Below are 24,993 nucleotides of genomic sequence, written 5' to 3' on the forward strand. Positions count from 1 at the left end.
AGCCGCGTAAAATGAACCAATAATGTTTATGCACACGTCATGTACATATCTGGTTGATATAGTAAAATTACCCTGGTGATCGCTGTCTTTAGCTATTTATCACTTTACGATTCTTGTTCAACCCGATTGGTAGTAAGTTCATTAGGCTCATATTTAGCAATGCCAATACCGGTTGCTGCCCACAGCAATGCAAAGATGACGCCGCTGTAACATAGAATTGCCCATGGCAGATAATCAAGAGTTGTCACGCCCAGCATCGTGGCGCAATAAACGCCAGAAGCAGACCACGGAATAATAGGTTCGACAACGGTTCCGGCATCTTCGGTGGTTCGCGAAAGATTCTTCGCAGCCAGTCCACGTTTTTTGTATTCATCTTTAAAGGCATCGCCGCACAATAACAACGGTAAGGTTCCATTGGCGGTACAGGCGCAAATGGTGAACGTCGTAACAATGGTGGTAGCGACCAGGCGGAATGTTGATTTAACTCCTTTTGTCAGTGCGTTAATGACCGTGTGCAGGGAGCCTGTCGCGCTCATGGCACCAGCAAAACTAAAGGCGCTGAAGACGGTCACAAAACTGCTGAACATAGAGATTGCGCCGCCTCGCTCTAATAAGCGTGAGACATCAGATGACAGTGCAGGAATATGATCTCCGGTGAGCATCGCGAGCTTAAAGCCGCTGACCACGGATTCACCGACCGAAGATGCGCTGAATTGTTGAAAAACCAGAGTCAGAATCATTGATACGATAGTGGACAAAAACAGCATCGGGATAGGCGGTTTTTTCGACAGTGAGCCGTACAATACTATAATCGGTGGTAGCAACAACAGAATGTTGAACTGATAAATCTGGCCGATAGCGTTCATTAAATGGGTGATATTTTCTGGTGCGCTGGCAGAGGCATCAATGCCCATACCCATATAGCTATAAACCACGCAGCAAATAATGAATCCCGGTCCGGTGGTCCATAGCAAATGGCCAATATGTGAGTACAGATTTACACCGGCAGCCAGTGCCGCCATATTGGTTGAATCGGAGACTGGTGAGAGTTTATCGCCAAACCAGCAACCTGAAACAATGGCTCCGGCGGCGATGGGCAGAGAGACATTAAGGCCAATGGCCACACCAATCATGGCAATTCCGACGGTACCAATGGAACCCCATGACGTACCGGTACACACTGAAATTAATGCACCCAGCATAAATGCTGAAATATAAAAATACTGGGGATTAATCCACTTCAAACCATAATAGATCATCATCGGGATGGTACCTGATACCATCCAGGAGCCAATCAAAAAACCGATACTGGCGACAATCAGAATGACGGGCAGTGCTTCTGATATTTTATTGCAAATCGATTGCAGAATATCATCCCACGTATAGCCATGAGCAATAGCGATAAATGAAGCGGCTGCCGTTCCCATCAGGATCATAGGTTCGGCGCGAATATTGAATATAAAATATCCGATGCTAATCCCTCCCAGCATGATCGCCATCGGTAATACTGACCAAAAGAAAGAGAGTTTTTTTCTGTAGTGTGAGGTACAGCTATTTTGTTCCATAATTCCATCCCAATCGTTAACGGTTGAACAAGCCAAAGAAATACCTGCTACAGGCCAATCAATAACGGAGTGGCGTAGTTACGTGAGTTGATAAACGAACTCTATTTTATTAACTGTTTCAGGCGATCTGTTCTGGCCTGCTGTTATGATGTTCATATTTCAGCAGTAAAATAAGAGATAGATTTGATAGTCAATTATCCCTCCGCATAAGGTGGATGATTTCGGCGTTGCTGGCTGAGCTTGCGATACTGCTGAGGCGGCATACCGACGTATTTATGAAATGAGCTATAAAATCGACTGCTGGAGCGAAAACCCGCAATCATCGCAATATCCAGAATGGTTTTATCGGTGTCGCTGAGTAATGCCCGTACATGGTTGATGCGCATCGCCGTAATATATTGTTTCATCGTTAGTTGCATTACGCGATGAAAGATACCCATTGCATAATTAGGATTAAGTTTGACGTGATCGGCAATGGCCTCGACTGTCAGCAATTTGTCACAGTTGGCGGCAATAAATTCCAGCATCTGGCTGACGTAAAATTGTGAATGCCGCGAAATGCTGTTCTTCTGGGTCCGTGCCGTTTGGTTTCCCAATACTGTCCGCCAGCCTGAGAGGCTAAACCGCTTGAGCATCAAGGCGATTTCATCAATGGCTAACTGACGAATCTGTTCGTTATCGCTGTTGAGCTCATTTTGCCAACGTTGAACCTCAAAAGCGCTAAGCTGCTGGGATGCTGACGAGGTAATCACCCTGCCGTGCGTCACGTGATTAATCAGCTCTCTATCCAGCGGCCAGGACAAAAATAAATGCATTGGCAAGTTGAAGATAGCCATTTGCTTACAGTGCCCTGCATTCGTGAGCTGATGAGGGGTACACGCCCAGAACAGTGTGATAAAGCCTTGTTTGCTCTGTACCACTTCGTCATTGAACAGGTACTCAACATCACCATCAAATGGCACATTCACTTCAACCTGCCCATGCCAGTGACTGTAAGTCATGGCCAGTGGCTCCCGCAACTCGACATCCATACGCTGATACTCTGAATAGAGTGCCAGTGGGCTACGAGTCTTTTTTTCATAGCTGCGACACATATGGGGATCATGTGGCAGCAGCGGAATACTTTTAGCCATTACGGGTTGGTTCCTGAAAAGTGAATTTGACCATGAGGTAGCGCCAAAGCATGAACATAGCTTAACTGAAAAAAATCACCGTTTTCTCTCCATTTTCGCGAAATTATTCCCAAAAACTCAGATCGCCTGTCTGTCACGTGAAGATCTGAGTTATCGGGAATGACGAGCTTTACATCAGTATTCCCGGTATGCGAAGGCGCATAAATCGGAGTTATAGCAATGGCTTAAATTCACGCCATACCGTACCTTTTTAGAGGTAACCACTGATAAAGGAATCATCATGTCCAGACTCCGTACTTTAGCAACGGCTTTAGTCGCTGTTGCCGCGATGACGATGTGTGCCACGCCTGCATTTGCTAACCCCGGAAACGGTAATGGGAATGGAAATGGTAACAGCGGCAATCATGGTAATAGCCAGAAAGGAAATTCAGGTCACAAAGGCAATCCGCAGTCAGATCAGCGTAAAAATTATGGCAAACCTGATCACGTCGATAGTGACATCAGCTATCACGTGGCAAGGCAATACGCTGTCCGATATGGTTTGACGGGGTATAAGTCACTGCCACCGGGCATTGCCAAAAATCTGGCTCGAGGAAAACCGCTCCCTCCTGGAATTGCGAAGAAGAGCGTCCCCCCCTCCATGTTGAATCAACTTCCGTATTATCCTGGCTATGAATGGCAGGTTATCGGTGACAATCTGGTGTTGATTGCGCTGAGCACCGCGGTCGTCACCGCCATTATTAATGGTGTGTTTGATTAAGACGCTTAGCCGTAACTGCCCACTGATGTCTTATCCGGCCAGCTAAAGCCTGTAAAACGTAGGCCGGATAAGCGAAGCGCCATCAGGCATTGACAGCCCGTGGCGAAAGCAAGGGAAAATCATAACCCATACAGTTTTATTTTCCGGTACAGCGTGGCAATGCTGATCCCTAATTCTGTCGCGGCTTGTTTCTTACCTTCAACGCTTGAACCAAATCGCTGTATGACGTTTTCAATGGCATCTCTTTCTGCTTGTTTACCCTGGTGGGCAAGCTGGCGAGGTTGCGCCATCATTGTGCTTTTTCTGCCATCGGCTGCGGTAAGCAGGTAAGGGGGCAGATGGCTGGCGTTGATCCCGGCGGCTTCTCCGCGCATGACAAAAATGTACTCGATGACGTTGCGCAGTTCACGGATGTTGCCCGGCCAGTGCCAGGCATAAAGGCGGTTAATAACATCATCAGGAAGTTTCTGCGGTGGTCGCTGGTAGCTTAGCGAAAATTCATCGGCAAAATATTGTGCCAGGACGGCGATATCCGCCCGTCGTTCGCGCAGGGAAGGGAGAACCAATGGCACCACGTTCAGGCGATAGAAAAGATCTTCACGAAACTGATTATTCTCGACCATCGCGCTGATGTTTTTGTTGGTTGCGGCAATAATCCGCACGTCAATATTGATGGTGTTGTTAGACCCTACACGGGTGATGGCTTTTTCCTGCAGTACCCTGAGCAGCTTGGCCTGCAAATGCAGTGGCATATCGCCAATCTCGTCGAGGAACAGGCTACCCCCATTGGCCAGCTCAAATTTTCCCACTCGTCCTTTGGGATCGGCGCCGCTGAATGCGCCGCGTACGTAGCCAAACAGTTCGCTTTCCAGTAGTTGTTCAGGGATAGCGGCGCAGTTGATGGTCACGAAGGGGGCGGCTTTACGCGGACTGCTCTGATGAATGGCAAATGCCACAACTTCTTTACCTGAACCACTTTCCCCGGTGATCAGTACACTGGCATAGCTGTTGGCGATTTTACCAATGGTGCTTCTGAGTTGTTCCATTGAGGGGGAATGTCCAATCAGACGTACCTGTGTGTCAGACTCATAGGGCGAGGGGGCAATCGTGCTCAGGTAGTCGTGCGCATCGCGAAAGATAACCATGGTTAGTCGGTCGTTATCCAGCGACGAGAGCGAGATCTGTTTACACAGCACATGGTGTTTTTGCCCTTCAAGCGTCAGCCATGCTTCCTCATCGCCATACAAACTGTCTCCGGTCGTTTCGATGGTCAGGGGTAATCCCTGAACCTCACGGTTAAGTATGCGATCTGCTGAATGGTTGGCATGCCAGATGCGACCCTTGCCATCAATGGCCACAACACCGCGATCCATTGCATCAATCAGGCGACGAAAGGCACCGAGTGTTTCCTGCGCGCGTAAGCGTTCCAGGCATTCGAAGACCTTACTGGAGATCATGACGGCAATTTGCTCTATAAACGTGACAAATTTATCGATCTGGCTAAGCAAGGTGTCACGCTGTATTTGCGTTGAGCAAATAATGCCGATCACCCCAATGACGCGGTTATTGAGAAAAATAGGGGCATTCAAATCCAGCATTTCAGAGCAGTAATGGTGTTTTTCACACAGCTGACATAGAGGATGTTCACCGGGGTTTTTGATCAATACCGTCTCACGGACCTGCAAAACATGCCGATAGATATAACCATTTTTTGCCACGTTCTCATTGAGCATATGTCGGTATTTACCGGTGCCAGCAATGCGCATTAAAGATTCATCAATGATTTCTACATCAGTCCCGGTAATGCCAGAAATAGCATCGGCATAATTGCATATATCATCCTGGATATTGCTCAGTACTGAAATCATGATACTTCTCCGGTAAGCTCTCTCATTTCTCAATAAAAATGATAAATAGGTGAATTATTGCAAAATTGATTTGCGAAAAATCAATCTATTGCATTGTTTTTGTATGTTTTTTTAATTTTATCCTTCGTGATCACACTATTTCTCATTTATGAGAATTTATCAAAATCAGGCGATAAACTAAGGCAGGCTGTTTTTACCTTGTTAGCTTTGGAAATTCCTTAACACATTGAAATAAAAGTATTTATTAAATTAATTCTAAGCATTCCCCCATTTTCTAAAAAACTGGTAAGCATTTTGCTCTTATGAATTACCGATAGCGTAAATAACTCTGTATTACACCGATTACAGGGAATGAATTACCAGGACAATGAGGTTTTATGATGCAGCAAAACTTATCATTTTTTATCAACCAGACGCCGTTTACCGAACACCCTAACGCACCGCTGGCACCATTTAGTCGCCAGGAACTGGTAAAAGCGTTGAATTTTCATCGGTCTATTCCGGGATATGCTCCGACGCCGCTGTATACGCTGCCGGCACTTTCCCAAAAACTGGGCGTAAAAAATATTTACCTCAAAGATGAGTCTCAGCGTTTTGGCCTGAAAGCGTTCAAGGCGCTGGGCGGCGCCTACGCGATGGCATGCCATATCGCGGAATTAGTGGGGAAGGATATCAGCGAATTACCGTTTGATGTCATGACCAGTGAAGCAGTACGCCATGACCTGAAGACCGTGACGTTTGCCACCACCACCGATGGTAACCACGGGCGCGGTGTCGCGTGGATGGCGCGCCAGTTAAAGCAAAATGCGGTGGTTTACATGCCGAAAGGGTCTTCACAGCAGCGGCTGACATCAATCCGCAATGAAGGTGCTACCGCTGAAATCGTGGATATGAACTATGACGATGCCGTGCGCATGACCGCGGATCAGGCACAAAAGTATGGCTGGATCGTTGTACAAGACACGGCCTGGGAAGGGTATGAAAAGATCCCACTGTGGATTATGCAGGGCTACGGCACGCTGATGCTGGAGGCGATTGATCAGCTCCATCAGGTCGCCCCGACGCATGTTTTCGTTCAGGCCGGGGTGGGTTCATTTGCGGGAATGGTGCAGGGAATGGTGACGGCCGCGTGGGGCGAAAATCGTCCGAAAGTGATCGTCGCTGAAGCGTTAATTGCCGACTGTCTCTATCGTTCTGCCCGTGCAAAAGAGGGGGATGCTGTTGCGGTAGGCGGCGATTTACAGACCGTGATGGCGGGTCTGGCCTGCGGTGAGGCAAACAGTATTGGCTGGGCGTTACTGCGTGATTATGCCACCGCATTTGCTTCCTGCCCTGATGAAATCGCGGCGCTGGGGATGCGTATGTTGGGTAACCCGCTGGCGGGCGACCCACAAATTATTTCAGGTGAATCTGGGGCCGTCACGACAGGTCTTCTGGCGCAGTTGATGACCTCCCCGGATTTGGCACCAACCCGTGAGCAACTGGGTCTGGATGAGCATTCCCGCGTGTTGCTGATAAGTACCGAAGGTGATACCGACCCGCAACAATATTTGGATATTGTCTGGGGCGGTCAGTACCCAGGCATCAATAAATAATTTCCTGATTGAGAGCATTAACGGAGAAACACATGTTATCTGCAACCCGTATTGAAGACGTTATTAAAAATTGTCAGGCGCTGATCCAGCAAAAAAGCTATTCCGGTCAGGAAGGTGACGTGGTAAATGCCATAAAAACAATGATGCAGCATTACCAGTTCGACGATATCCATGTTGATAAATACGGCAATATCGTCGGCGGTATTGTGGGAAATCAGCCGGGGAAAACGCTGGTTCTGGATGGTCATATCGATACTGTGCCGGTGAATGAAGAGAAGTGGACCCGCAACCCGTACGGCGGTGATATTGACGATGGTAAGATTTATGGCCGTGGCACCACCGATATGAAAGGTGCTGTTGCTGCGATGATCTCCGCCGTCGGTTTTTTCGGCCAGGATAATCAGCGCAATTTCGCCGGGAAAATTTACGTCGCCTGTATCGTTCATGAAGAGTGTTTTGAAGGCATTGCCGCTCGTCTGGTCAGTGAGCGCTATAAGCCTGATTACGTCATCATTGGCGAAGCTTCTGAACTGAATCTGAAAATCGGTCAGCGTGGTCGTGCTGAAATTGTGGTTGAAACCTTTGGTAAGCCAGCACACTCCGCCAACCCGCAGGCAGGAGTTAACGCAGTGTACAAAATGGCGCAGTTGATCGACAAAATTCGCACCATCACTCCGCCAACTCACCCGGTGCTTGGCCCCGGTATCCTGGAACTGACAGACATTAAATCGTCGCCGTACCCAGGCGCATCAGTGGTGCCGGACTACTGCCGAGCCACCTACGATCGCCGCTTGCTGGTGGGCGAAACCAAAGAAAGCGTTATCGCTCCACTGGAAAATGCACTTGCGGAGCTAACCGCCCAGGACCCGCAGTTCAAAGCCCGCGTCTCTTACGCAGTTGGTAAGGAGTCTTGCTATACCGGAGCCACCATTGAGGGTGAGCGTTTCTTCCCTGGCTGGGTTTATGACGAGTCCGACGAGTTCGTGCAGGCCGCTCTGGCTGGCGTTCGCGAAGCGGGTTTCTCGCCAACGATTACTCAGTACTCATTTTGCACTAACGGCAGCCACTACGCGGGAGAAGCGGGGATCAAAACCATTGGGTTTGGGCCGTCGCGTGAAAATCTGGCGCATACCATCGACGAGTATATCGAGATCGATCAGTTGACCGGATCGGCCCGCGGCTATTACAGCATCATCCAGACACTCTATCGCCGTTAAAAAATAAAGATAAATACCTCTTACCTTACAGGTGGTGCTGCTTCGTGGCACCACAATGGAGAATAACGATGAAAACCATTTTTAAAAACGGAACTGTGATTGATGGAACGGGTAATCCAGGCCGAATTGCCGATGTAATGGTTGATGAAGGGCATATTGTCGAAATTGGCCAAATTGATGTGGGTGTCAATGAACAGGTTATTGATGCAACAGGGAAAATTATTTGCCCGGGCTTTATTGATACGCACACACACTCTGACCTGTCAGCCATTATTAATCCTGCGCTGTCAGCGAAAATCCGCCAGGGGATTACTACCGAGTTGCTGGGGCAGGATGGCGTAGCGTTGGCACCATTGCCGGAGGAATATATTCCGGCATGGCGTAAAAATATTGCCGGACTGGACGGCGACACCGACAAAATTGACTGGAAATATAAAAACACGGACGGCTATCTCAACCTGTTGGCATCCCGACATCCGGCAACAAACCTGGCGTATCTGGTGCCACACGGTAACGTACGTATGGAAGCGATGGGCCTGGATGGACGCCCTTCCACGCGTGAAGATGTGGCGAAGATGTGTGAAGTCCTTGAGCGTGAGCTAAAAGCCGGCGCGTTTGGTCTTTCTACAGGGCTTATCTATATGCCGTGTGCTTTTGGTGATACCGCTGAAATGATTGAGTTGTGCAAGGTCACGGCGAAATATGACGGGATCTTTGTGGTACACCAGCGCAGTGAGGCTGACGATATCATCAGTTCAACACAGGAACTGATCGATATCGCTAAAGCCACCGGCGTCTGGCTGCATATTTCACATATGAAAGTCTGTGGGAAGAAAAACTGGGGGCTGATTGACCAGATGTTGGGCATGCTGGAGCAGGCCCAGGAAGAGGGGATCCGTATCTCTTACGACCAGTATCCGTACGTGGCGGGAAGCACCATGCTCGGCGTGATCCTGCCACCGTGGGTCCACTCCGGCGGGACGGACAAATTACTTGAGCGTCTGGCCTCGCCTGAATTGCGCGCCAAAATGATAGAGGATATCCAGCAGGGCATTCCTGGTTGGGATAACTTCATCGATTTTGCCGGTCTGGATCAGATTTTTGTCACCAGCGTCAAGACAGAGAAAAATCAGGATGCAGTTGGTCTGAACCTTGTTCAACTGGGGGAATTGCGCGGTAAAGATCCGTACAACGCCACCTTCGATCTGTTGTTTGAAGAAGAAAACGCCGTTGGCATGGTCGATTTTTACGGCACTGAAGAGCACGTCATTAAGTTTCTCTGCCGGCCAGAACAGAACGTGTGCACTGACGGACTGATGGGTGCGGGTAAACCACATCCACGTGTGTTTGGCGCCTTCCCGCGTGTGCTGGGTAAATACGTGCGTGAAGAAGGATGCCTGAGCTGGGAAGCGGCAATCCGCAAGATGACAGGCAAACCCGCTGAGGTGTTGGGTCTGCAGGATCGCGGGTTACTGAAGGTAGGGTATGCGGCGGATATTGTGATGTTCGATCCCAATACTATTGCGGATAAGGGGACATTTGTTGAACCTAATCAGTATCCGGAAGGGATTGAAATCGTGATGGTTAATGGACGCATTGCCTTAATTAATGGCACGGAAAGTTATGCCTGTAGCGGTACTGTTATCAGAAAACAATATTAATAAATAACGCTAAACACGCATTGATCTATCGCGACCCTTTATGGCCGCGGTAGATCACTACACCCCAAGGACATCACAATGAACCTACAAACATCTTTACCTTCAGGTAAACCTAAGACCTGGAAAGCAAGATATACCGTCCTGACATTAATCTGGCTGGCGTGGCTACTCTCGTTCCTCGACAGAATGGTCATGAGCGTTTCGTTGCCTTATATCGGCAAAGATTTAAATCTTGATACCACCCAACAAGGTTTAATTATTAGCGCCTTTTTCATTGGTTACGCTGCGTTCCAAATCCCCGGTGGTTTACTGGCGGATAAGTTTGGCTCACGTAAAATTATGGCCATTGGTATTGCCTGGTGGTCTGTCTTCACCAGCTTAACCGGTGCGGTATTAACGCTGCCGTTGATGCTGGCTGTTCGCTTCTTCTTCGGTATTGGCGAAGGGTGCTTCCCGTCAGCTTCCTGGAAAATGATTTCCACCTATTTCCCTTCGAAAGAGCGCGGTCGGGCTACAGCAATTCAGTCAACGGTCAATACCTTAGGCCCCGCACTGGCGGTGGTGGTCGCTGCAAGTATTATCGGGGCGTTTGGCTGGCACATGGTCTTTATTGTGCTGGGGATCCCGGGCCTGTTTATTGCTGCAGGTATCTACTTATTTACTCGTGACAACCCAAAAGATCACCCTGCAATTACGCAACAGGATCTGGCCGATTTAGCTGCTGACGATCAGGGGGGCCTGCAAAACACGAGCGCTATCGCGTTTAAAGACGTGCTCAAGATGCCGGTGCTCTGGCAGATGGCCAGTATCTGGTTCTTGTTTGATATCACCTTCTGGGGGTTTTCAACCTGGTTGCCAAGCTATCTGATCACCGTGCGTGAATTCTCACTGGCGAAGACGGGGGTGATGGCGGCAATTCCGTTCCTGTTTGGTGCGGGTGGGACATTAATCGGCGGATATTGCTCAGATAAATTCAAACCAATGCGCAAAACGTTGTATGTCGTGACGTCGGTTATTGCGGCGGGCTTCTTGTACCTGACCTTCAGCGTGAGCAGCGCGGATATGGCGGTGGTTTATCAGTGTATCTCTGCGCTGTTTATGTTCTTTGCCATGGCGACATTTTGGGGCATTTTAATGGATACCATCCCCAGCAATATCATGGGGCGGGCTTCCGGTATCGTTAACTTTGGTGGTCAGATGGCGGGAGTCGTTTCTGCGCCGATTATTGGCTGGCTGATCCAAAGCAGCGGCGGAAGTTACAACAGTGCATTTATCTTTATGATCGCTGCACTGTTATGTTCCGCTGTGGTGACGCTGACTGTAAAAGGTTCGCATGCTGTAGGTGCAATACCCAGTAAAGCCTGATTAGCGTCAAACGCCTGTGGCTCTGCTGTTCCAGAGCCACAGGATCTCTGGTGATACTGTTAAATTAACCCTTTAATCGTTCTCTCTAAGGAAAACAATAGCGTTTTTTTTAAGCTGCAAAAATAAGATACCTTGCTGTTTATATACCTCTTTGGTGAATGAACTACATTTAGAACAATCATCCCGCCTGGTTGCGCTATTATTTTACTACCCAGTTCCTTAAACATCTCCTGATTGCCAGTGAGCCAAATTGTTATCACCCGAAAGTATGAGAAAGTATATTTACTGATATATTAACTCATGCCGCACCGATGCATCCGGTGGCTTGTTTAGCGATCGCGCTGATAATATAGAGATATAGAAATAAGTGTAGGGTAATTTTATGTAGACATAAAACTCATGAGCAATAAGACATGAGCAACTTATTGAAAAGTAATGTTTGTTTATTGATGGGAAATGTAGAATATATATAAATATGTCACTTTTCAGCGTAGCGGGTATCTGGCCTCAGAAATCTGACAATTTCGGATTCTGCGGCTTTGCGAAACAGAGCCGCAGACGATGTGTTGAAAAATTAAGGTACAGTGCGGGGATGTTTACATAGAACTACCCGATATAATGGGTTCATCAGTTTTACATACGATACTCGATCATCCCACTCTTGCTGGCAACCCAGTCATAAAGGCGCTGACCGCGGAGGTTTGTTTCATGTGTGTGCCAGTATAATCTTGAAGCATGGCGCTTGCGGGCGTGTTTTTGAACATACTCGATAAGCTGCTTGCCGATGTGTTTGCCCCGGGTTTCTTCACTAACAAATAAGTCTTCCAGATAGCAATAATCAGACTCCGCCCATGTTGAGCGATGAAAGAGATAATGCACCAGACCGACAATTTTACCGTCGGATTTTGCGACAGCACAGAAAACAGGCTCCACAGGATTGAGAAAACGCCCCCAGGTTAATTGTGTGACCTTGTCTGAAATTTCAGTACGATAAAAAATCTGGTAATTTATCCAAAGCGGTAGCCAGCCCGCGTAGTCTTGCTGGGTGACGGGTTCGATGGTAATCGGCGCGGTTGTGTTTTGGTTACTCATAGGTCTCCTGATAATTTTACTAAGAGTGGTTTTCTATGGCGATTATCCTAAATATTGCTCAAGCCACCGCAAAGAGACACTTTGCATATATTTCCAGGATCCACTTTTAACGTAAGAGTGAGCGCAATGAAAAAAAATAGTGCACCTTTATTTCAGGAGCTTTTTTTAGAGCAAGGCGTTATTAAGGAACAGGTGTACCATGCGCTACGCAACGCAATCGTAGAAGGCCGTCTGCCGCCCGGTACAAAGATCCCCTCAACCCGGGGATTGTCCGAGATGATGTCAATTTCACGGAACTCGGTAATTGCGGGTTATGACCGTCTGTTAGACGAAGGGTATATTCAGACGCGAAAAGGCGCTGGAACCTTTGTCACGTCAAGTCTTCCTGACCGAAGCATCAGCGGTCTCTATCCTGAAGTGCCGCAAGGCGATGAACTGCCCGCTGACGGGCAGCTAAATGCGGATATCGTATCCGTTCGTGGTTTATGGTCTGGCGATGTTGAAGGGCGTGAAATGAGCCGTCTGTTCGCCGTCGGTGTTGGCTGTACCGATCTCTTTCCTCATTCATTATGGGGCAAGTTACTGGGACGAGTCTGGAGACAATCCCGGCATCAACTCGGCTCTCATACCAGCCCCTGCGGTTTTTATCCCTTACGGAAAGCAATTTGTCACTACGTGAAAACGACGCGAGGGGTTAACTGTAGTGAAGATCAGATCATTATCGTAAATGGTATTCAGCAGGCGTTAAATATTACTGCCCGGGCGTTGCTGACAAAAGGAAATGATGTTTGGCTGGACGACCCCGGTTATAAAGGTGCGCGCGGGGTATTTATGTCAACAGGGGCAATTGTGAGACCCGTGCCGGTGGATAGCGAAGGAATGCATGTTCAATACGGCATCGATCATTTCCCTCATGCGAAACTGGCCTATGTTGTTCCTTCCGATCAGTACCCACTTAGCGGGGCACTCAGTTTATCCCGACGATTTGAGCTACTGGAATGGGCTCGGGTTAACCGGGCATGGATATTTGAAGATGATTACAATAGTGAATTTCGTTATGCCGCACGTTCTTTGCAAGCCTTGCAGGGATTAGATCAGCATCAGCGGGTAATATATTCGGGGACATTTTCAAAAATGATGTACCCAGAATTTCGTTTAGGTTTTTTAGTTGTCCCGCCAGGATTAAAAGAACAGTTTATCGTGACAAAATATTTTTCCGATATTGGCTCCAGTTATCTTGAGCAGGCGGTACTGGCGAGTTTTATTGAAGAAGGATATTACGCCAGCCATGTGCGACGGGTTCGTAAGGCATGCTACGAGAGGCGAACGGCGTTGGTCGATGCTATTCAATGCTATCTTGCCGATAAAATGACCGTCCAGCCTTCTGATTCTGGGGTGCATATTGTCTGCTGGTTGCATGACGGGTTGACTGGCGATGAGGTCGAACAGAAAGCCAGAACGCTGGGGATGGGGATTCAATCATTGAGCCATTATTATCATGGGGATATCTCCCGGCAGGGGATTTTGATCGGTTTTGCGAATCACCCGCCAGAGGTTATTGTTGAGGGTATTCGTCGTCTTGCCCATGCCATGTAGCGTCGCTTTAATGCTGATAGCGATGCGCGTAATAATGTCATTAATGGCAGTATTTCTTATTTCCATAACCGTTGCATGACCGGCATTTTTTAATTGCGGATAAGCCATACGGTGCGGGTGTTCGGTATAGCATTGTCATGTGGATCTGTTAAAAACATCCATTGTGGTTCTTTTTACCCCGTCAGATGTCTCTTACTCTGCAATCATTTGACACTCTATTATGAGAGGTAAATAGCATGTCATCCACGTTTAATGAATTCCAGCAACCCGTTGGTTTAGGGTTACCTGACTGGCAAGGTGCGCAATTTCCCACGGCTCAGCACATCACCGGTCGTTATTGCAAACTTGAGCGTATTAACGTCGAACGCCACGCAAAGGCGCTTTATGACGCCTATTGCGATACGTCTGACTCTCGTGACTGGACCTATCTCGCGTCAGGGCCATTCGCGACCTTTGACTCTTTCTTAAGCTATTTAACGACGATTGCGGCGCAGACCGACCCCATGCATTTTGCCGTAATCGATTTGGCCAGCATGCAGGCTGTCGGCACGCTGGCACTTATGCGCATTGATGCATCGAATGGCGTAATAGAAGTGGGTTGGGTGACCTATTCATCACGCATGAAACGTTCACGAGTTTCAACGGAGGTCATGTCGCTGCTGTTAGACTATGTTTTTGAGGTGCTGGGGTATCGTCGCGTTGAATGGAAATGTGATGCACTTAATGCGCCTTCTCGTGCGGCAGCAACGCGCTTTGGTTTTACCTTTGAAGGCATATTCCGTCAGGCTGTTGTCGTACACCAGCGTAATCGGGACACCGCGTGGTATTCGATCATTGATAGTGAATATCCGACGCTGCGCGAAGCGTTCACTCTTTGGCTTGATGAGCGTAATTTTGATAGCGAAGGACAACAGATTAAGCGCCTGGCAACATTGATAAATAGTGAAAGCATGACGCCATAGGTGCCCGTTCCGCCATAACACGCCGACAACGTTATATCCGCTCGCGACACCTTGCCGGGAGCGGTTTTCTGCATTAATACATCTCTTCTACTTCCTCGGCCAGCAGCGCTACCATCTCTTTACCATGACTGATAATCTCTTTTTCGCTCCACTGCTTATTGCGCTTCATCAGCGTGAGCATCGCCAGAAGTTTCAGACTGTCGATCTCTTTACGAGCCAGGCTGGCTTCAAAATGCTCTCTCTTTTGCTGGGGTTGGAAATTACTTAGCCGCGAGTTTTTACTGTGGCTAATCAGGCAGAGATTCCCAAAAGCATGTAACTGCTCTTCATCCATTTTGGGATGGCCATCTATAGGGTGCTGAGGATAAAAATGTTCCACCGAGCTTCTGAAGGTAAACTCAAAACGGCGGGCAATATCGTTACTCGTGTTTTGTTTTTTCCAAAGTAAATAGTCAAGATAGTTAAAAACAAAGTTATTTTCGATAGTCCCGAATCGTAATTTAGCGTTGATAGCCTGCGACCAACGTTTGTCGCAGATGATCTCTGGAAGAAAATCATCATCACCAAAAATCATATTGTAATATGATGCAGCTTCACCCGGGGCTAAAAATCGCATAAAGACAAAGCGGCGAGCCATGTTCTCAAGATATGCCAGGTAGTCTCCGGCATCAATTTCATCTTCCGGGCTGTGTTCATCAAACAAATATGTCAGCGCACCATTGAGCCAGTGTTTATAAACCAGCGTTGGCGTTGAGACATGGAACGCTGATAGTAACATCAGGACCTGGCGGTTTATATCCTCAAACTCTCCCTCGTTATTATCAAAGGTATTAACATAACCTACACTTTGGGGTGAGTATTGATATAAGCGTTTCAGGCTCCATCCGTCAGTGCCCTGAGTGAATTCTCGCTTAATAATATAACGATCAAAAAGATATTTGCATTTCAGTAAACTATAAATGAAAGTTTTTGCCGCAGCGATTGGCTTTTCCTGCTTCAGCAGGCGTGACTCAAATTGCTCAACGAGTTGCTTGTCATCAAGTGGCACTCCCTCAGTTGTTCCCGGGTCTCTGCTGACAAGACGGAGTACATGAAGAAGGAAATTTGAAAAATTTATCACGCTGTTAAAACGCTCCGAGCCTGCGCTGTCTTCTTCTTGCTGGAGAGTACTGTCCAGACGAGTGTCACACAATATTTCTTCCAGAGTTTGCCCCTGGCGTTGATGTTGTGCTTCTGTCGCGTCGGTATCTGGAAATGAGCCAGCTTGATCCAGCAATTCAACCAAATTGGAGAAACTGGTCGGATTAAATTGATGTATATGCTTTTTGCCAAACAGTTGTTGACGTTCTTTTGGCGTAAAACCGTATTGAATGTAACGTTCCATATTCGAACACGCGTCCCATACCCTGGCCAGAGTATCAAGACTTTTGTGTCGCTCTTTGGTATTCCTGATCCCATTCAGGACATTCATCAGACGCGCTTTGACGATTTCGTGTTTTTCGAGTTGTTCGCCGCGATTGTTCATCGCCTCAAAAAAATGATTAAGATCGGTATCGGCTGGCACTTCGATACGGGAAATCTGCACGTGATTGAACAGATACTTGCAAAACACCTTCAACGCGCGGCCTTTAAGCTGAAGCTCAGTCAGCGCTTTGCCGATCATCTCGTAACCTCTGATCAAACCTTCGTTATAATCGTCACCGCGCATATGTTGCACATCTACGCCTTGCCATAACTTTTCGAAGGTGAGGGAAGAGACAGGGCGACTTTCGAAAGTGAGATTGAGTTTTTGATACCACTGCATATCAACAGATTTATCTGCGTGGCATTTGAGCCAGTTAGCAAGTAGGGAGAGTGTTGTAAAGCGTTGTTGCCCGTCAATAACTTCATAGCAGTCATCACCCCGGGAAAACACCACTAATGTACCAATGTAATAAGTCTGCGGGTGCCTGGCGGAAGCGGATTTTTTCTGATAATCCAGCACATCCTGTAAAAGCTGGGTAATTTCGCCCTGGCCCCAGGCGTAATTACGCTGGTACATTGGAATCAAATATTTTGCGCGGTCGCTAAGTAAATCGTTTATAAAAAAAGGCTGTACGTGGGAATTACTCATAATATCTCATCTTCCTGAATAGCATGATTAGTTCATCTTCAGTTCCATTGCGATTATTTTTATTATCCTGGATGCCGAGCGTGCGCAGGGGGAAAGCATGGAGATCTTTGGGGTGGCGTGCATCGCGGATAGTACGTAGTAGGTTGTTATGTAGCACATAGTTATCGACGGTAGCTAATTGAACCACCTGCTGACCGATACGGCAGGTATATGCCCAGATAAAGCATTTTTCTATCGCCAGAGACAGTTCCTGAGTCCCGAATTTATCAATATAAAAAATCAGAGCGCAATCGAACATCGCCCGGACATAGCGATCGCCAGTGCGGGTGCGCCTGACATAGCTGTTCAGGGTGTATAGAATATTGCTTGCGCAGGGTTCCAGCACCTCATTCAATAGAGTAATTGGCTTATTCTCATCAGCATCTTGTTTTCTGTTGATAATAACGGCGACCTGCTTTTGATAATGTTCGGCCATTTCAAAGAAACGGCGGCCATTGATGATCATCTGATCCAGACTGAAGGGGAAACTTAGGTTCTGACCGTCAATTTTGCGTTGGTATTGACTGTTGTAATCATCGACATAGTGGTGGGCGATCCGCAATGAACCCACATACGGGTAATGCGCGATCTGAGAAATATTGATCCCTTTAAACAGGTCAACTTCACCTTTGCCAAAGAAGCGGGCTGATTTACCCTCTGCCCACTGACGAACCCGGAACAGGTAATTGGCAAAGAGCGTCGCCAGCCTTTCGCTAGGCAACCTCTCCCAGTGAGCGACGGCTTCGGCTTTTAGCCCAGCTTCATCAGAGGAAAACTCACGTAAGTGGAAGGCTTTAAGTAGATCGTGGGGAGCCAGATCTTTACCGCGTGCATTTTGTGAATCGAAGAACTGAAATGCTTCTGAAACGTCATTCAACACGAAAGTGACAACTTCGCAGCGGTTCAGCATAAAGTCGATAAGTTCTTCGCTGAACTCGGTGCGTTCAACAAGCCTGAGCAACTCCAGGTAATTACGTCGAAGATTGGCTTGTGAATCCAGACTGGCAAAACGTTGACGTGCCATAAAAGCATCGACATCAGGTTTGAGTTTGGTAAGTTGCTCGACCAGGTCTTTGCGTTTGAGGTTGTGCAGGCGAGTTTCTGTCAATGCTTTGACTGCCAGCATTAAGGTCAGGGTTCGTTGTTGACCATCAACAATATCCAGCCACGTTTTTTCTTCTTCCGAGTGCTTATGGAAAACAACGGAGCCTAGTCGATAGGCCGTTTTATCGCGGTGTGATCCCAGATCGGCGAAAAGGTCGGCTATATTTTTGCTATTCCAGCGATAAGGGCGCTGGTAACTCGGAATCGCTAATTGCTTAACAGAAAGTAATTGACGAATGGGGATGACCTGTTTATCAAGCTGCTCCATCATGCCTCCTGCATGAATTTAAAATGGAGAACAGCTTTTTATTGTCCCTGAAACATTCTATTAATGCAATCAATGATGGTCTAACTTATTGTTATTTCTTGACTAAAGCTAAATTTTCATGGTGTGTGGTTTTTTATTTTTTCTTATATTCTCTAAAAGCTTACCATTATTTTTAGATGTTATGGTTATTCTTTATTGTGCCATCCGTTTTTCATTTTTTGTAGATATATATTTGAATAGGATGTATTAATTTTATTTTATTCGTCAATTGAATGAATATAAGCAGATGATATGTTGTCCGGATGCTGTAAATGAAAAAATTACCGAAGTTACGAGAACTTGCGTCTGCCACGGGTAATCAGCGTACCGAAACCTGCATTTCACGGGTTGCGATGGTGCAGAGAGTAATCTCTGAACACCGCCTGTCTGCGGTTTATGAACCGATGGTTAACATGGTTTTGACTGGTCCTGAACGCATGATGATTGATGACAGAACGCTGCAATATAATTCAGCTCAGAACAGTTGAAATGTTACCTGGGCAGAGTGAAGTCATCGCAGCGCGAGTGATATGACTGGCGACCTGTTGAGACCATGGTACCATTACAGACTGTATCATCTACCTCACTACACACATCGGTCTGCCAGATACTGGTTCGGGGTGTATCTCCGTATCCACGCTGAATACTGTTCTCAGCAATCCAGGGGTCATCACCTCTTCTGGTGTGCCTTGCGACATAACATGTCCGTTCGCCATTACCACCAGATGGTCGCAGTACCGGCTGGCCTGATTAAGGTCGTGCAGTACTGCGACCACCGTTTTCCCCTGAGCCCGGAGTTCGCCCATCAGCCGCATCAGTTCCACCTGGTGATTGATATCGAGATAGGTGGTTGGCTCATCGAGTAGCACAACGGGCGTATCCTGCGCCAGGACCATCGCCAGAAATGCGCGCTGTCGCTGACCGCCTGAAAGATCGGTTAGCCGTCGGTCGGCAAGATGTTGGATCCGGGTCTGGCTCATAGCATCATGGACCCGCGCATTGTCTTCAACGCAGAGACGCCCCCAGAGTGACAACCACGGGTTGCGACCGTACGAAACAAGTTCCTGAACGGTTATCCCCTCGGGAGTTGAATGGTGCTGGGACAGCAGCGCCAGCCTGCGGGCTAGCTGGCGTGATGAGAGCGTGTTGATAGCAATATCGCCGAGAAATATGCCACCAGACTGCGGCGTTAACAGTCGCGAAAAACAGTTTAATAACGTTGATTTCCCGCAGCCGTTAGGGCCGAGCAGGGCGGTTGTCTTCCCCGCTGGTAGGGTTAGTGAAACGTCATCAAGCACCTTGTTTGTACCGTAACAGACCGTCAGATTTTCAGTTCGTAATGTCATTTATCGCATTCTCACAAGCAGCCAGACAAACCATGGTGCACCGATAATGGCGGTCAGCACGCCAGCCGGAAGTTCCAGAGGAGGATGAATAATTCGCGCCAGCAGGTCGGCAACCACCAGCAGCAACGCACCTGTCATGGCTGAAACGGGCAGCAGCCAGCGGTGACGTCCACCGGTAATGCTGCGCACCATATGCGGCACCACAAGACCAATAAAGCTAATTGGGCCGCAGACGGCCACGCCGGTCGATGTCATGGCGATGGCCAGTAGCAAAGCCTGGAGCCGAATACGCGACACCGACACACCGAGCGTGGTGGCGCGCGCATCGCCCAATGCCAGGAGGTCGAGATCGCGGCAAAAACGCAGACTCAGCGGCAGAAACAAAATCAGCAGCGGGACGGCAATCTTCACAAAGCTCCAGTCACGCCCCCATAAGCTGCCGGTCAGCCACAGCAGGGCGCTGTTCACATCCTGCGGACGCGAAAGCATCAGATAATCCGTCAGACTGGCCCAGCAGGCAGAAAGCGCAACACCCGTGAGCGCCAGCTTCATAGGCTGGCTGGTGTTCGCCAGCATTCTCAGCAGGATCAGGCCTGCCATGCCACCGGCAAAGGCCAGCAGCGGCAGAATAATCACCGGTAGTGATGGTAAGAGAAGCAGTGCGCCTACAGAGGCAAGGCTGGCGGCATGGTTTACGCCGAGAATATCCGGTGAAGCCAGAGGGTTACGTACAATCCCCTGCACCAGCACGCCTGCCACCGCGAGGGCGGCACCGACAAGCAGCGCCAGCAGCAGTCGCGGCAGGCGGTACGCCGTTAATACGTAATGATATTCGCGCCCGGTCTGCCAGTCGGTCAGCAGGGCACGCCAGGGAACGGCGATCACCCCCATTTGCAGCGATAGAACCGAAAATCCTGCCAGCGCGAGGGCGATGAAAACGACGAACGCAATTTTCATCCACGCCTCCTGACCAGCCAGACAAAACAGGGTGCACCAATCAGCGCCACTACTGCCCCCGCGGGCAATTCGCCAGGGAAGGCCAGCGCTCGGGCCAGAACATCAGCCAGCAGCAGCAGCGTGGCGCCCATAAGCATGCTCATCGGCAGGACCTTGCGCTGATCGAATCCCACCCAGAAGCGAGCCAGATGCGGCATCAGCAGACCGATAAACGCCACAGGACCTGCCACGCTGACGCAGGTACCGACCAGAAGCAACACCAGAATATTGATAATAAAACGGAGCTTCGGCAGATTCACCCCCAGCGTGCGGGCAGTGCTGTCACTGACGTTAAGCAGGTTCAGTTGATTAGCCAGCAGCAATACCACCGGTACAGCAACCACCACCATTGGGAAAAGCTGCCAGAACTCCTGCCAACGTGCGTGGGATACGCCTCCCGCAAGCCAGTAAAAAATGCCGTAGGCGTGATCTTCCGTCAGCAGCAGGGTGATGCGGGTAAGGGCCATACAGAAAGCCGAGAACGCGATGCCCGCGAGGATCAGTTTGTTTCTGTCCTGGGTGTGGCGAAATCCACCACCTGCGGTCATCACCATCAGCCAGCTTACGCCGCCACCGCAGGCGGCGATAAAGGCGATGGAGTAACCCGTAACGGGCGCAGGGCTGATAGCGCTGGTAAGCGCCATCGCCAGCGCTGCGCCGCTGTTAATACCGAGTAGTGAAGGGGAGGCCATTGCATTATGCGTCAGGGTTTGCAGCAGCGCTCCCGCCAGAGCCAGGCTTGCGCCGATCAACATGGCGACCAGGCTTCTCGGCAAACGAAGGTTTTGCACCAGCGCTTGTGGAAGCGTCGGCGTATGGCCCGGTAGCAGGGCGTGAATGGCGTCAACGCCGGAAACAGGAATGGCCGAGTAGCAAAACAGACTCAGCCAGAAGATAGCGATAAGCGCGACAAGGGGAAGCCCCCACTGTAGCGCTGGATGTTTGAAAACTGTCATTTCACATCGGATAAAGGCTGGTGGTGAAAGATTTTTACCGTGTCGCTGGCAATGCGCTCGGCTGCGAAAATGCCGCGCATCCGCGCCCAGGCGTTACTGTCGACCGATGCAGTCTGCTGTTTTTGCGCCGCAGTTAACATCTGCCACAGTGGGTCTTGTTGCCAGCGTTTCACGATGCTCTCTTCGCGATAGTGCGCGACCAGCAGCCATGCAGGATTGAGAGCTAGCAGCTGTTCCAGACCGATGGACGGCATAGACGAACCCGCCATCGCCGCAGGCACCGTCAGCCCCAGAGAGGTCAGGACGCCCCCGGTCCAGGTCTCCTGCGTGTGCAGGTTGAACTGCTGCTCCCGGGACGTACCAAACACCACCAACGTGCCTTTTGGCAGTTGGCTGGCCCACGCTGACATCTGTTGTTGGTGTTGCGCCAGGCGTGACTGCATCTGTGCCTTTTTACCCACGATTTCACCGATAATGACCGCAGACTGAAGATTTTCAGCGTAGGTTTCATTGCGGGACTTGAGCAGCAGCACCGGTGCGATTTGCTGTAAGGCGCTGTAAATACCTGCATGGCGGCTGCTGTCGGCAATGATCAGATCCGGTTTCAGCGCGCTGATGGCTTCTAAACTCGGCTGCGCACGCGTGCCGACAGATTGCCAGGGTTTCAGATGGGCACGAACCTCTGGAAGAATGCGCATGGCATTGTTATCGTCGGCAATGCCGACCGGACTGACATCGACAGCGGCCAGTGCGTCCGCGAACGACAGTTCCAGCACCACTATCCGTTGTGGCGTTTTATCAAGCGTAAAGGTGCCATGTTCGTCATGAACCGTGGCGGCAAAAGCATGGCCGGTGAGCAGCAGAGCGGCGAATAGCGTGCGTAATGGTGTGAACATGTAAATTGCCTGCGTCGGGTGGCGTTTCGTTTGCCCGACCTACAAATCAGCATGCAGGCCGGGTAAACGGGGTTTAGAACTTCAACGAACCCTGCATATACAGCGTGCGCGGCTGGCCTGCGTAGATGCCTTTGTTGTTGTCGTCGTAAGAGCGGGTGAAATACTCTTGGTCGAAGATATTTTTCACGCCGAACGCCAGGTTCAGGTCTGCCATCTGCGGGCCAAAGTCATAGGCTACGCGTGCGCCCCAGAGCATAAAGCCAGGGATGCGACCGGTACTGCCGTCAGCGCTCTCTTTAACGGTGTTGGCGTTATCTGCAAACTGGCTGGACTGGAAATCGCTATTCAGGTTGAAGGTCCAGTTGCCCGGCTTATAGTCCACGCCCAACGTACCTTTGTGTTTCGGTGAGAACGGCACCTGGTTGCCGTAGGTGTCGCCTTTCTCGCGAATCTCAGCGTTCACATACGCATAGCTTGCGTAGACTGAAACGTTGTCGAGCGTTGGCGTCAATGTGCCGAGATCATAGCGAGCCTGAGTTTCCAGTCCGGTATGGCGCGTTTTACCGCGTGCGGTAACGGTGTCGTTGGTTTGGTTGGAATCGTACTGATTATTAAAGTTAATCAAGAACAGCCCCATTTCCGCCGTCAGCGCGCCATCGTCGTATCGGGTTCCGAGCTCCCAGGTTCGCGCTTTTTCCGGTTCCACATTGCCGCTTTGCACAGCCTTGCCAATTTGGCTGTACTGTACGGTGCCGAATGAGCCTTCAGTGTTTGCATAAAGATTCCAGCTATCAGTCAGGTGATAAAGTACGTTTAGCGCCGGAAGTGGGGCGTTGTAGCTTACTTCCTCATGTGTGCCTTTGATGGCGTTGTTCTGGTATGACTCGATATGTTCAAAGCGCATACCCGGTGTGATAGTCCAGTTGCCAATGTCGATTTTGTCATCCAGATACCAGGCGTGCGCTTCGGTGCCGGAACGAGTGTCGCGATCGTAAGGGCTGGCACTGGACGGCAGTTGTCCACTGCTGGTGGCAGTGTAATAACGCATTTCATGCGTCGACTCGCTCACATAGCGGTATCCCAGGCCCACTTCGTGCGCGGAAGGCCCCACCATAAAGCTCTGACTGTAGCGTGGTTCAATGCCGCGTACCCAGTAGTTACGCGGTGAAAGGGTGAGGCGTTTGCCCTGTTCCAGGTAGCCGCTGCGCAGGGTTTCAGTGTAGAAGCCCTGAATATTGAATTTATGCTGGCTGTCCGGCTGGAACTGATAGCCGAGGCTTGCCAGCTTGCGGCGCCCCCAGAAGCGATCATAAGGGCGCGTGGATTGCCAGCTGTTGGCGTCGTAATCCGCGCGAGACAGGCCGCCGGGCATGTCGGCTTCACCGTCGTAGTATTGCAACAGACTGTTGAAGGTATGCACTTCGTTTGGTGCATATTTGCTTTTCAGCATCAGGTCGTCGATGCGGGTCGCGCTGTGTTCGCGCCAGTCGCTTCCACGTGTACCGGAGTAAAGCAGGGCGGTACCAAAACCGTTATCCGCCGTGCCGCCCACCATCAGGTTGTGCGTTTCTTTTGGGTTATTTTGTGAAGATGTTGGGCTGAGCTGGCCTTCCACGCCGGCTTTGATGCCGAAGTCTTTCGGAATAGCGCGGGTAACAAAGTTCACCACACCGCCCACGCTCTGTGGCCCGTAACGCACCGCGCCACCGCCGCGAACCACGTCGATGGCGTCCATATTTCCGAGTGAGACGGGCGCCAGTGAAAGCTGCGGCTGGCCGTAAGGGGCAAACGGCACGGGAATACCGTCCATCAGTACCGTTGAACGGCTGGCCAGGCGCGGGTTCAGGCCGCGAATACCAAAGTTCATCGCCAGATCGTGGCTACCGGTGCCGTTGTTTTCAGGGGCGGTAACGCCAGGAATGCGGTTCAGTACCTCGCGCATGGATGTTGCGCCGGTTTTGGCGAAATCCTCGCGGCGGATAACGTCACGTGCGCCGGCATGCTCGAATACGTCGTTTTCGCGCGCATCCCCCAGCCAGTCGCCCACCACGGTCAGGGCATCTTCTTGCGGTGTTGGTGCGGGCTCCAGCGTCCAGCTGTCATTACCCAGCGGTTTCACCTGCAGGCCACTACCGTTCAGCAGGTGTTGCAGGCCGGTTTCGACGTCGTAGTCACCGTGAAGACCGTTACTCTGTTTGCCGCGCGTCAGGTTGGCGTCAACCGACAGGGTAATTCCGCTGAGCGCGGCATACTGATTAAGGGCTTTGTCGAGCGAACCCGGTGCAATATCAACCTGCGCTGCGAAGGCGGATAACGACAGCCCGGCCAGCGGCAGCAGGCTCAGGCGAACGGCGTTAACCAAAGGTGTTGTTTTGCGAAAAACGCGTAAAGGCGTCATACCTTCTCCATCATCATTTTTGTT

The 24,993-nt window shown here is 49.8% G+C and carries 19 protein-coding genes; 8 read left to right on the plus strand and 11 right to left on the minus strand.

The window, feature by feature from the left end:
• Positions 1 to 104: 104 nt before the first annotated feature.
• Together nhaC and melR are read right to left on the minus strand one after the other, a co-directional pair.
• Positions 105 to 1,565: a Na+/H+ antiporter NhaC gene (gene nhaC, locus ACLJXE_RS19340; RefSeq protein WP_410751752.1), complete on the minus strand. Its 1,461-nt coding sequence runs from the start codon at positions 1,563 to 1,565 to the stop codon at positions 105 to 107.
• 194 nt (positions 1,566 to 1,759) lie between these two features.
• Positions 1,760 to 2,698: a transcriptional regulator MelR gene (gene melR / locus ACLJXE_RS19345; protein ID WP_286630476.1), complete on the minus strand. Its 939-nt coding sequence runs from the start codon at positions 2,696 to 2,698 to the stop codon at positions 1,760 to 1,762.
• A gap of 280 nt (positions 2,699 to 2,978) precedes the next feature.
• Between melR and ACLJXE_RS19350 the strand changes: the two genes are divergently transcribed.
• Positions 2,979 to 3,458, plus strand: coding sequence for an anti-virulence regulator CigR family protein (locus ACLJXE_RS19350; RefSeq protein ID WP_410751753.1), 480 nt, complete (start codon positions 2,979 to 2,981; stop codon positions 3,456 to 3,458).
• Between the two features lie 119 nt (positions 3,459 to 3,577).
• Here ACLJXE_RS19350 and ACLJXE_RS19355 read toward each other — a convergent pair whose 3' ends face one another.
• Positions 3,578 to 5,326, minus strand: a complete 1,749-nt coding sequence (locus tag ACLJXE_RS19355) for a sigma-54 interaction domain-containing protein (RefSeq protein ID WP_271454850.1) — start codon at positions 5,324 to 5,326, stop codon at positions 3,578 to 3,580.
• A gap of 380 nt (positions 5,327 to 5,706) precedes the next feature.
• On the opposite strand from ACLJXE_RS19355, the gene dpaL reads away from it, so the two are divergent.
• From dpaL to ACLJXE_RS19375, 4 genes are all read left to right on the plus strand, one after another.
• Positions 5,707 to 6,921, plus strand: coding sequence for a diaminopropionate ammonia-lyase (dpaL, locus tag ACLJXE_RS19360; protein ID WP_410751796.1), 1,215 nt, complete (start codon positions 5,707 to 5,709; stop codon positions 6,919 to 6,921).
• A gap of 32 nt (positions 6,922 to 6,953) precedes the next feature.
• Positions 6,954 to 8,138, plus strand: coding sequence for a YgeY family selenium metabolism-linked hydrolase (locus ACLJXE_RS19365; RefSeq protein ID WP_410751754.1), 1,185 nt, complete (start codon positions 6,954 to 6,956; stop codon positions 8,136 to 8,138).
• 68 nt (positions 8,139 to 8,206) lie between these two features.
• Positions 8,207 to 9,799, plus strand: a complete 1,593-nt coding sequence (locus tag ACLJXE_RS19370; protein ID WP_410751755.1) for an N-acyl-D-amino-acid deacylase family protein — start codon at positions 8,207 to 8,209, stop codon at positions 9,797 to 9,799.
• Between the two features lie 78 nt (positions 9,800 to 9,877).
• Positions 9,878 to 11,164 (plus strand): MFS transporter, encoded by a 1,287-nt coding sequence (locus ACLJXE_RS19375; protein WP_048212961.1) that lies wholly within the window; start codon positions 9,878 to 9,880, stop codon positions 11,162 to 11,164.
• A 633-nt stretch (positions 11,165 to 11,797) separates the two neighbouring features.
• On the opposite strand, the gene ACLJXE_RS19380 is transcribed toward ACLJXE_RS19375, so the two are convergent.
• Positions 11,798 to 12,256 (minus strand): GNAT family N-acetyltransferase, encoded by a 459-nt coding sequence (locus ACLJXE_RS19380; protein WP_271457218.1) that lies wholly within the window; start codon positions 12,254 to 12,256, stop codon positions 11,798 to 11,800.
• A gap of 126 nt (positions 12,257 to 12,382) precedes the next feature.
• On the opposite strand from ACLJXE_RS19380, the gene ACLJXE_RS19385 reads away from it, so the two are divergent.
• Both ACLJXE_RS19385 and ACLJXE_RS19390 read left to right on the plus strand, forming a co-directional pair.
• The gene (locus ACLJXE_RS19385) at positions 12,383 to 13,852 is read left to right on the plus strand and encodes a PLP-dependent aminotransferase family protein (protein WP_410751797.1); all 1,470 of its coding nucleotides are present in this window, start codon (positions 12,383 to 12,385) and stop codon (positions 13,850 to 13,852) included.
• Positions 13,853 to 14,088: 236 nt separating this feature from the next.
• Complete coding sequence (locus tag ACLJXE_RS19390) at positions 14,089 to 14,814, plus strand: GNAT family N-acetyltransferase (protein ID WP_410751756.1); 726 nt, start codon at positions 14,089 to 14,091, stop codon at positions 14,812 to 14,814.
• Positions 14,815 to 14,887: 73 nt separating this feature from the next.
• Here the strand turns inward: ACLJXE_RS19390 and ACLJXE_RS19395 are convergent, their stop codons facing one another.
• Positions 14,888 to 16,927, minus strand: a complete 2,040-nt coding sequence (locus ACLJXE_RS19395) for a DUF262 domain-containing protein (protein ID WP_410751757.1) — start codon at positions 16,925 to 16,927, stop codon at positions 14,888 to 14,890.
• Positions 16,920 to 18,341: a DUF262 domain-containing protein gene (locus ACLJXE_RS19400; RefSeq protein WP_410751758.1), complete on the minus strand. Its 1,422-nt coding sequence runs from the start codon at positions 18,339 to 18,341 to the stop codon at positions 16,920 to 16,922. Before ACLJXE_RS19400 ends, ACLJXE_RS19395 begins: the two co-directional genes overlap by 8 nt.
• A gap of 308 nt (positions 18,342 to 18,649) precedes the next feature.
• Between ACLJXE_RS19400 and ACLJXE_RS19405 the strand changes: the two genes are divergently transcribed.
• Positions 18,650 to 18,865, plus strand: a complete 216-nt coding sequence (locus ACLJXE_RS19405) for an AraC family transcriptional regulator (RefSeq protein ID WP_410751759.1) — start codon at positions 18,650 to 18,652, stop codon at positions 18,863 to 18,865.
• A 90-nt stretch (positions 18,866 to 18,955) separates the two neighbouring features.
• Here ACLJXE_RS19405 and fecE read toward each other — a convergent pair whose 3' ends face one another.
• The 5 genes from fecE to fecA all read right to left on the minus strand — a co-directional run bounded on the left by fecE (position 18,956) and on the right by fecA (position 24,969).
• On the minus strand, positions 18,956 to 19,723 hold the full coding sequence (gene fecE, locus ACLJXE_RS19410) for a Fe(3+) dicitrate ABC transporter ATP-binding protein FecE (protein WP_410751760.1): 768 nt from the start codon (positions 19,721 to 19,723) through the stop codon (positions 18,956 to 18,958).
• Positions 19,724 to 20,680: a Fe(3+) dicitrate ABC transporter permease subunit FecD gene (fecD, locus tag ACLJXE_RS19415; RefSeq protein ID WP_410751761.1), complete on the minus strand. Its 957-nt coding sequence runs from the start codon at positions 20,678 to 20,680 to the stop codon at positions 19,724 to 19,726.
• Positions 20,677 to 21,675: an iron-dicitrate ABC transporter permease FecC gene (gene fecC, locus ACLJXE_RS19420; protein ID WP_410751762.1), complete on the minus strand. Its 999-nt coding sequence runs from the start codon at positions 21,673 to 21,675 to the stop codon at positions 20,677 to 20,679. Before fecC ends, fecD begins: the two co-directional genes overlap by 4 nt.
• Positions 21,672 to 22,571, minus strand: a complete 900-nt coding sequence (locus ACLJXE_RS19425) for a Fe(3+) dicitrate ABC transporter substrate-binding protein FecB (RefSeq protein ID WP_410751763.1) — start codon at positions 22,569 to 22,571, stop codon at positions 21,672 to 21,674. Before ACLJXE_RS19425 ends, fecC begins: the two co-directional genes overlap by 4 nt.
• Before the next feature lie 73 nt (positions 22,572 to 22,644).
• Positions 22,645 to 24,969: a TonB-dependent Fe(3+) dicitrate receptor FecA gene (gene fecA / locus ACLJXE_RS19430; RefSeq protein ID WP_410751764.1), complete on the minus strand. Its 2,325-nt coding sequence runs from the start codon at positions 24,967 to 24,969 to the stop codon at positions 22,645 to 22,647.
• Positions 24,970 to 24,993: the final 24 nt, after the last annotated feature.

The sequence above is a fragment of the Citrobacter sp. U14242 genome, from assembly GCF_046555775.1.
Classification (GTDB): Bacteria; Pseudomonadota; Gammaproteobacteria; order Enterobacterales; family Enterobacteriaceae; genus Citrobacter.

Coding starts and splice junctions, on each gene's coding strand:
- nhaC (WP_410751752.1), bottom strand. CDS start 1,565: ATGGAACAAAATAGCTGTACCTCACACTACAGAAAAAAACTCTCTTTC.
- melR (WP_286630476.1), bottom strand. CDS start 2,698: ATGGCTAAAAGTATTCCGCTGCTGCCACATGATCCCCATATGTGTCGC.
- ACLJXE_RS19350 (WP_410751753.1), top strand. CDS start 2,979: ATGTCCAGACTCCGTACTTTAGCAACGGCTTTAGTCGCTGTTGCCGCG.
- ACLJXE_RS19355 (WP_271454850.1), bottom strand. CDS start 5,326: ATGATTTCAGTACTGAGCAATATCCAGGATGATATATGCAATTATGCC.
- dpaL (WP_410751796.1), top strand. CDS start 5,707: ATGCAGCAAAACTTATCATTTTTTATCAACCAGACGCCGTTTACCGAA.
- ACLJXE_RS19365 (WP_410751754.1), top strand. CDS start 6,954: ATGTTATCTGCAACCCGTATTGAAGACGTTATTAAAAATTGTCAGGCG.
- ACLJXE_RS19370 (WP_410751755.1), top strand. CDS start 8,207: ATGAAAACCATTTTTAAAAACGGAACTGTGATTGATGGAACGGGTAAT.
- ACLJXE_RS19375 (WP_048212961.1), top strand. CDS start 9,878: ATGAACCTACAAACATCTTTACCTTCAGGTAAACCTAAGACCTGGAAA.
- ACLJXE_RS19380 (WP_271457218.1), bottom strand. CDS start 12,256: ATGAGTAACCAAAACACAACCGCGCCGATTACCATCGAACCCGTCACC.
- ACLJXE_RS19385 (WP_410751797.1), top strand. CDS start 12,383: ATGAAAAAAAATAGTGCACCTTTATTTCAGGAGCTTTTTTTAGAGCAA.
- ACLJXE_RS19390 (WP_410751756.1), top strand. CDS start 14,089: ATGTCATCCACGTTTAATGAATTCCAGCAACCCGTTGGTTTAGGGTTA.
- ACLJXE_RS19395 (WP_410751757.1), bottom strand. CDS start 16,927: ATGAGTAATTCCCACGTACAGCCTTTTTTTATAAACGATTTACTTAGC.
- ACLJXE_RS19400 (WP_410751758.1), bottom strand. CDS start 18,341: ATGATGGAGCAGCTTGATAAACAGGTCATCCCCATTCGTCAATTACTT.
- ACLJXE_RS19405 (WP_410751759.1), top strand. CDS start 18,650: ATGAAAAAATTACCGAAGTTACGAGAACTTGCGTCTGCCACGGGTAAT.
- fecE (WP_410751760.1), bottom strand. CDS start 19,723: ATGACATTACGAACTGAAAATCTGACGGTCTGTTACGGTACAAACAAG.
- fecD (WP_410751761.1), bottom strand. CDS start 20,680: ATGAAAATTGCGTTCGTCGTTTTCATCGCCCTCGCGCTGGCAGGATTT.
- fecC (WP_410751762.1), bottom strand. CDS start 21,675: ATGACAGTTTTCAAACATCCAGCGCTACAGTGGGGGCTTCCCCTTGTC.
- ACLJXE_RS19425 (WP_410751763.1), bottom strand. CDS start 22,571: ATGTTCACACCATTACGCACGCTATTCGCCGCTCTGCTGCTCACCGGC.
- fecA (WP_410751764.1), bottom strand. CDS start 24,969: ATGACGCCTTTACGCGTTTTTCGCAAAACAACACCTTTGGTTAACGCC.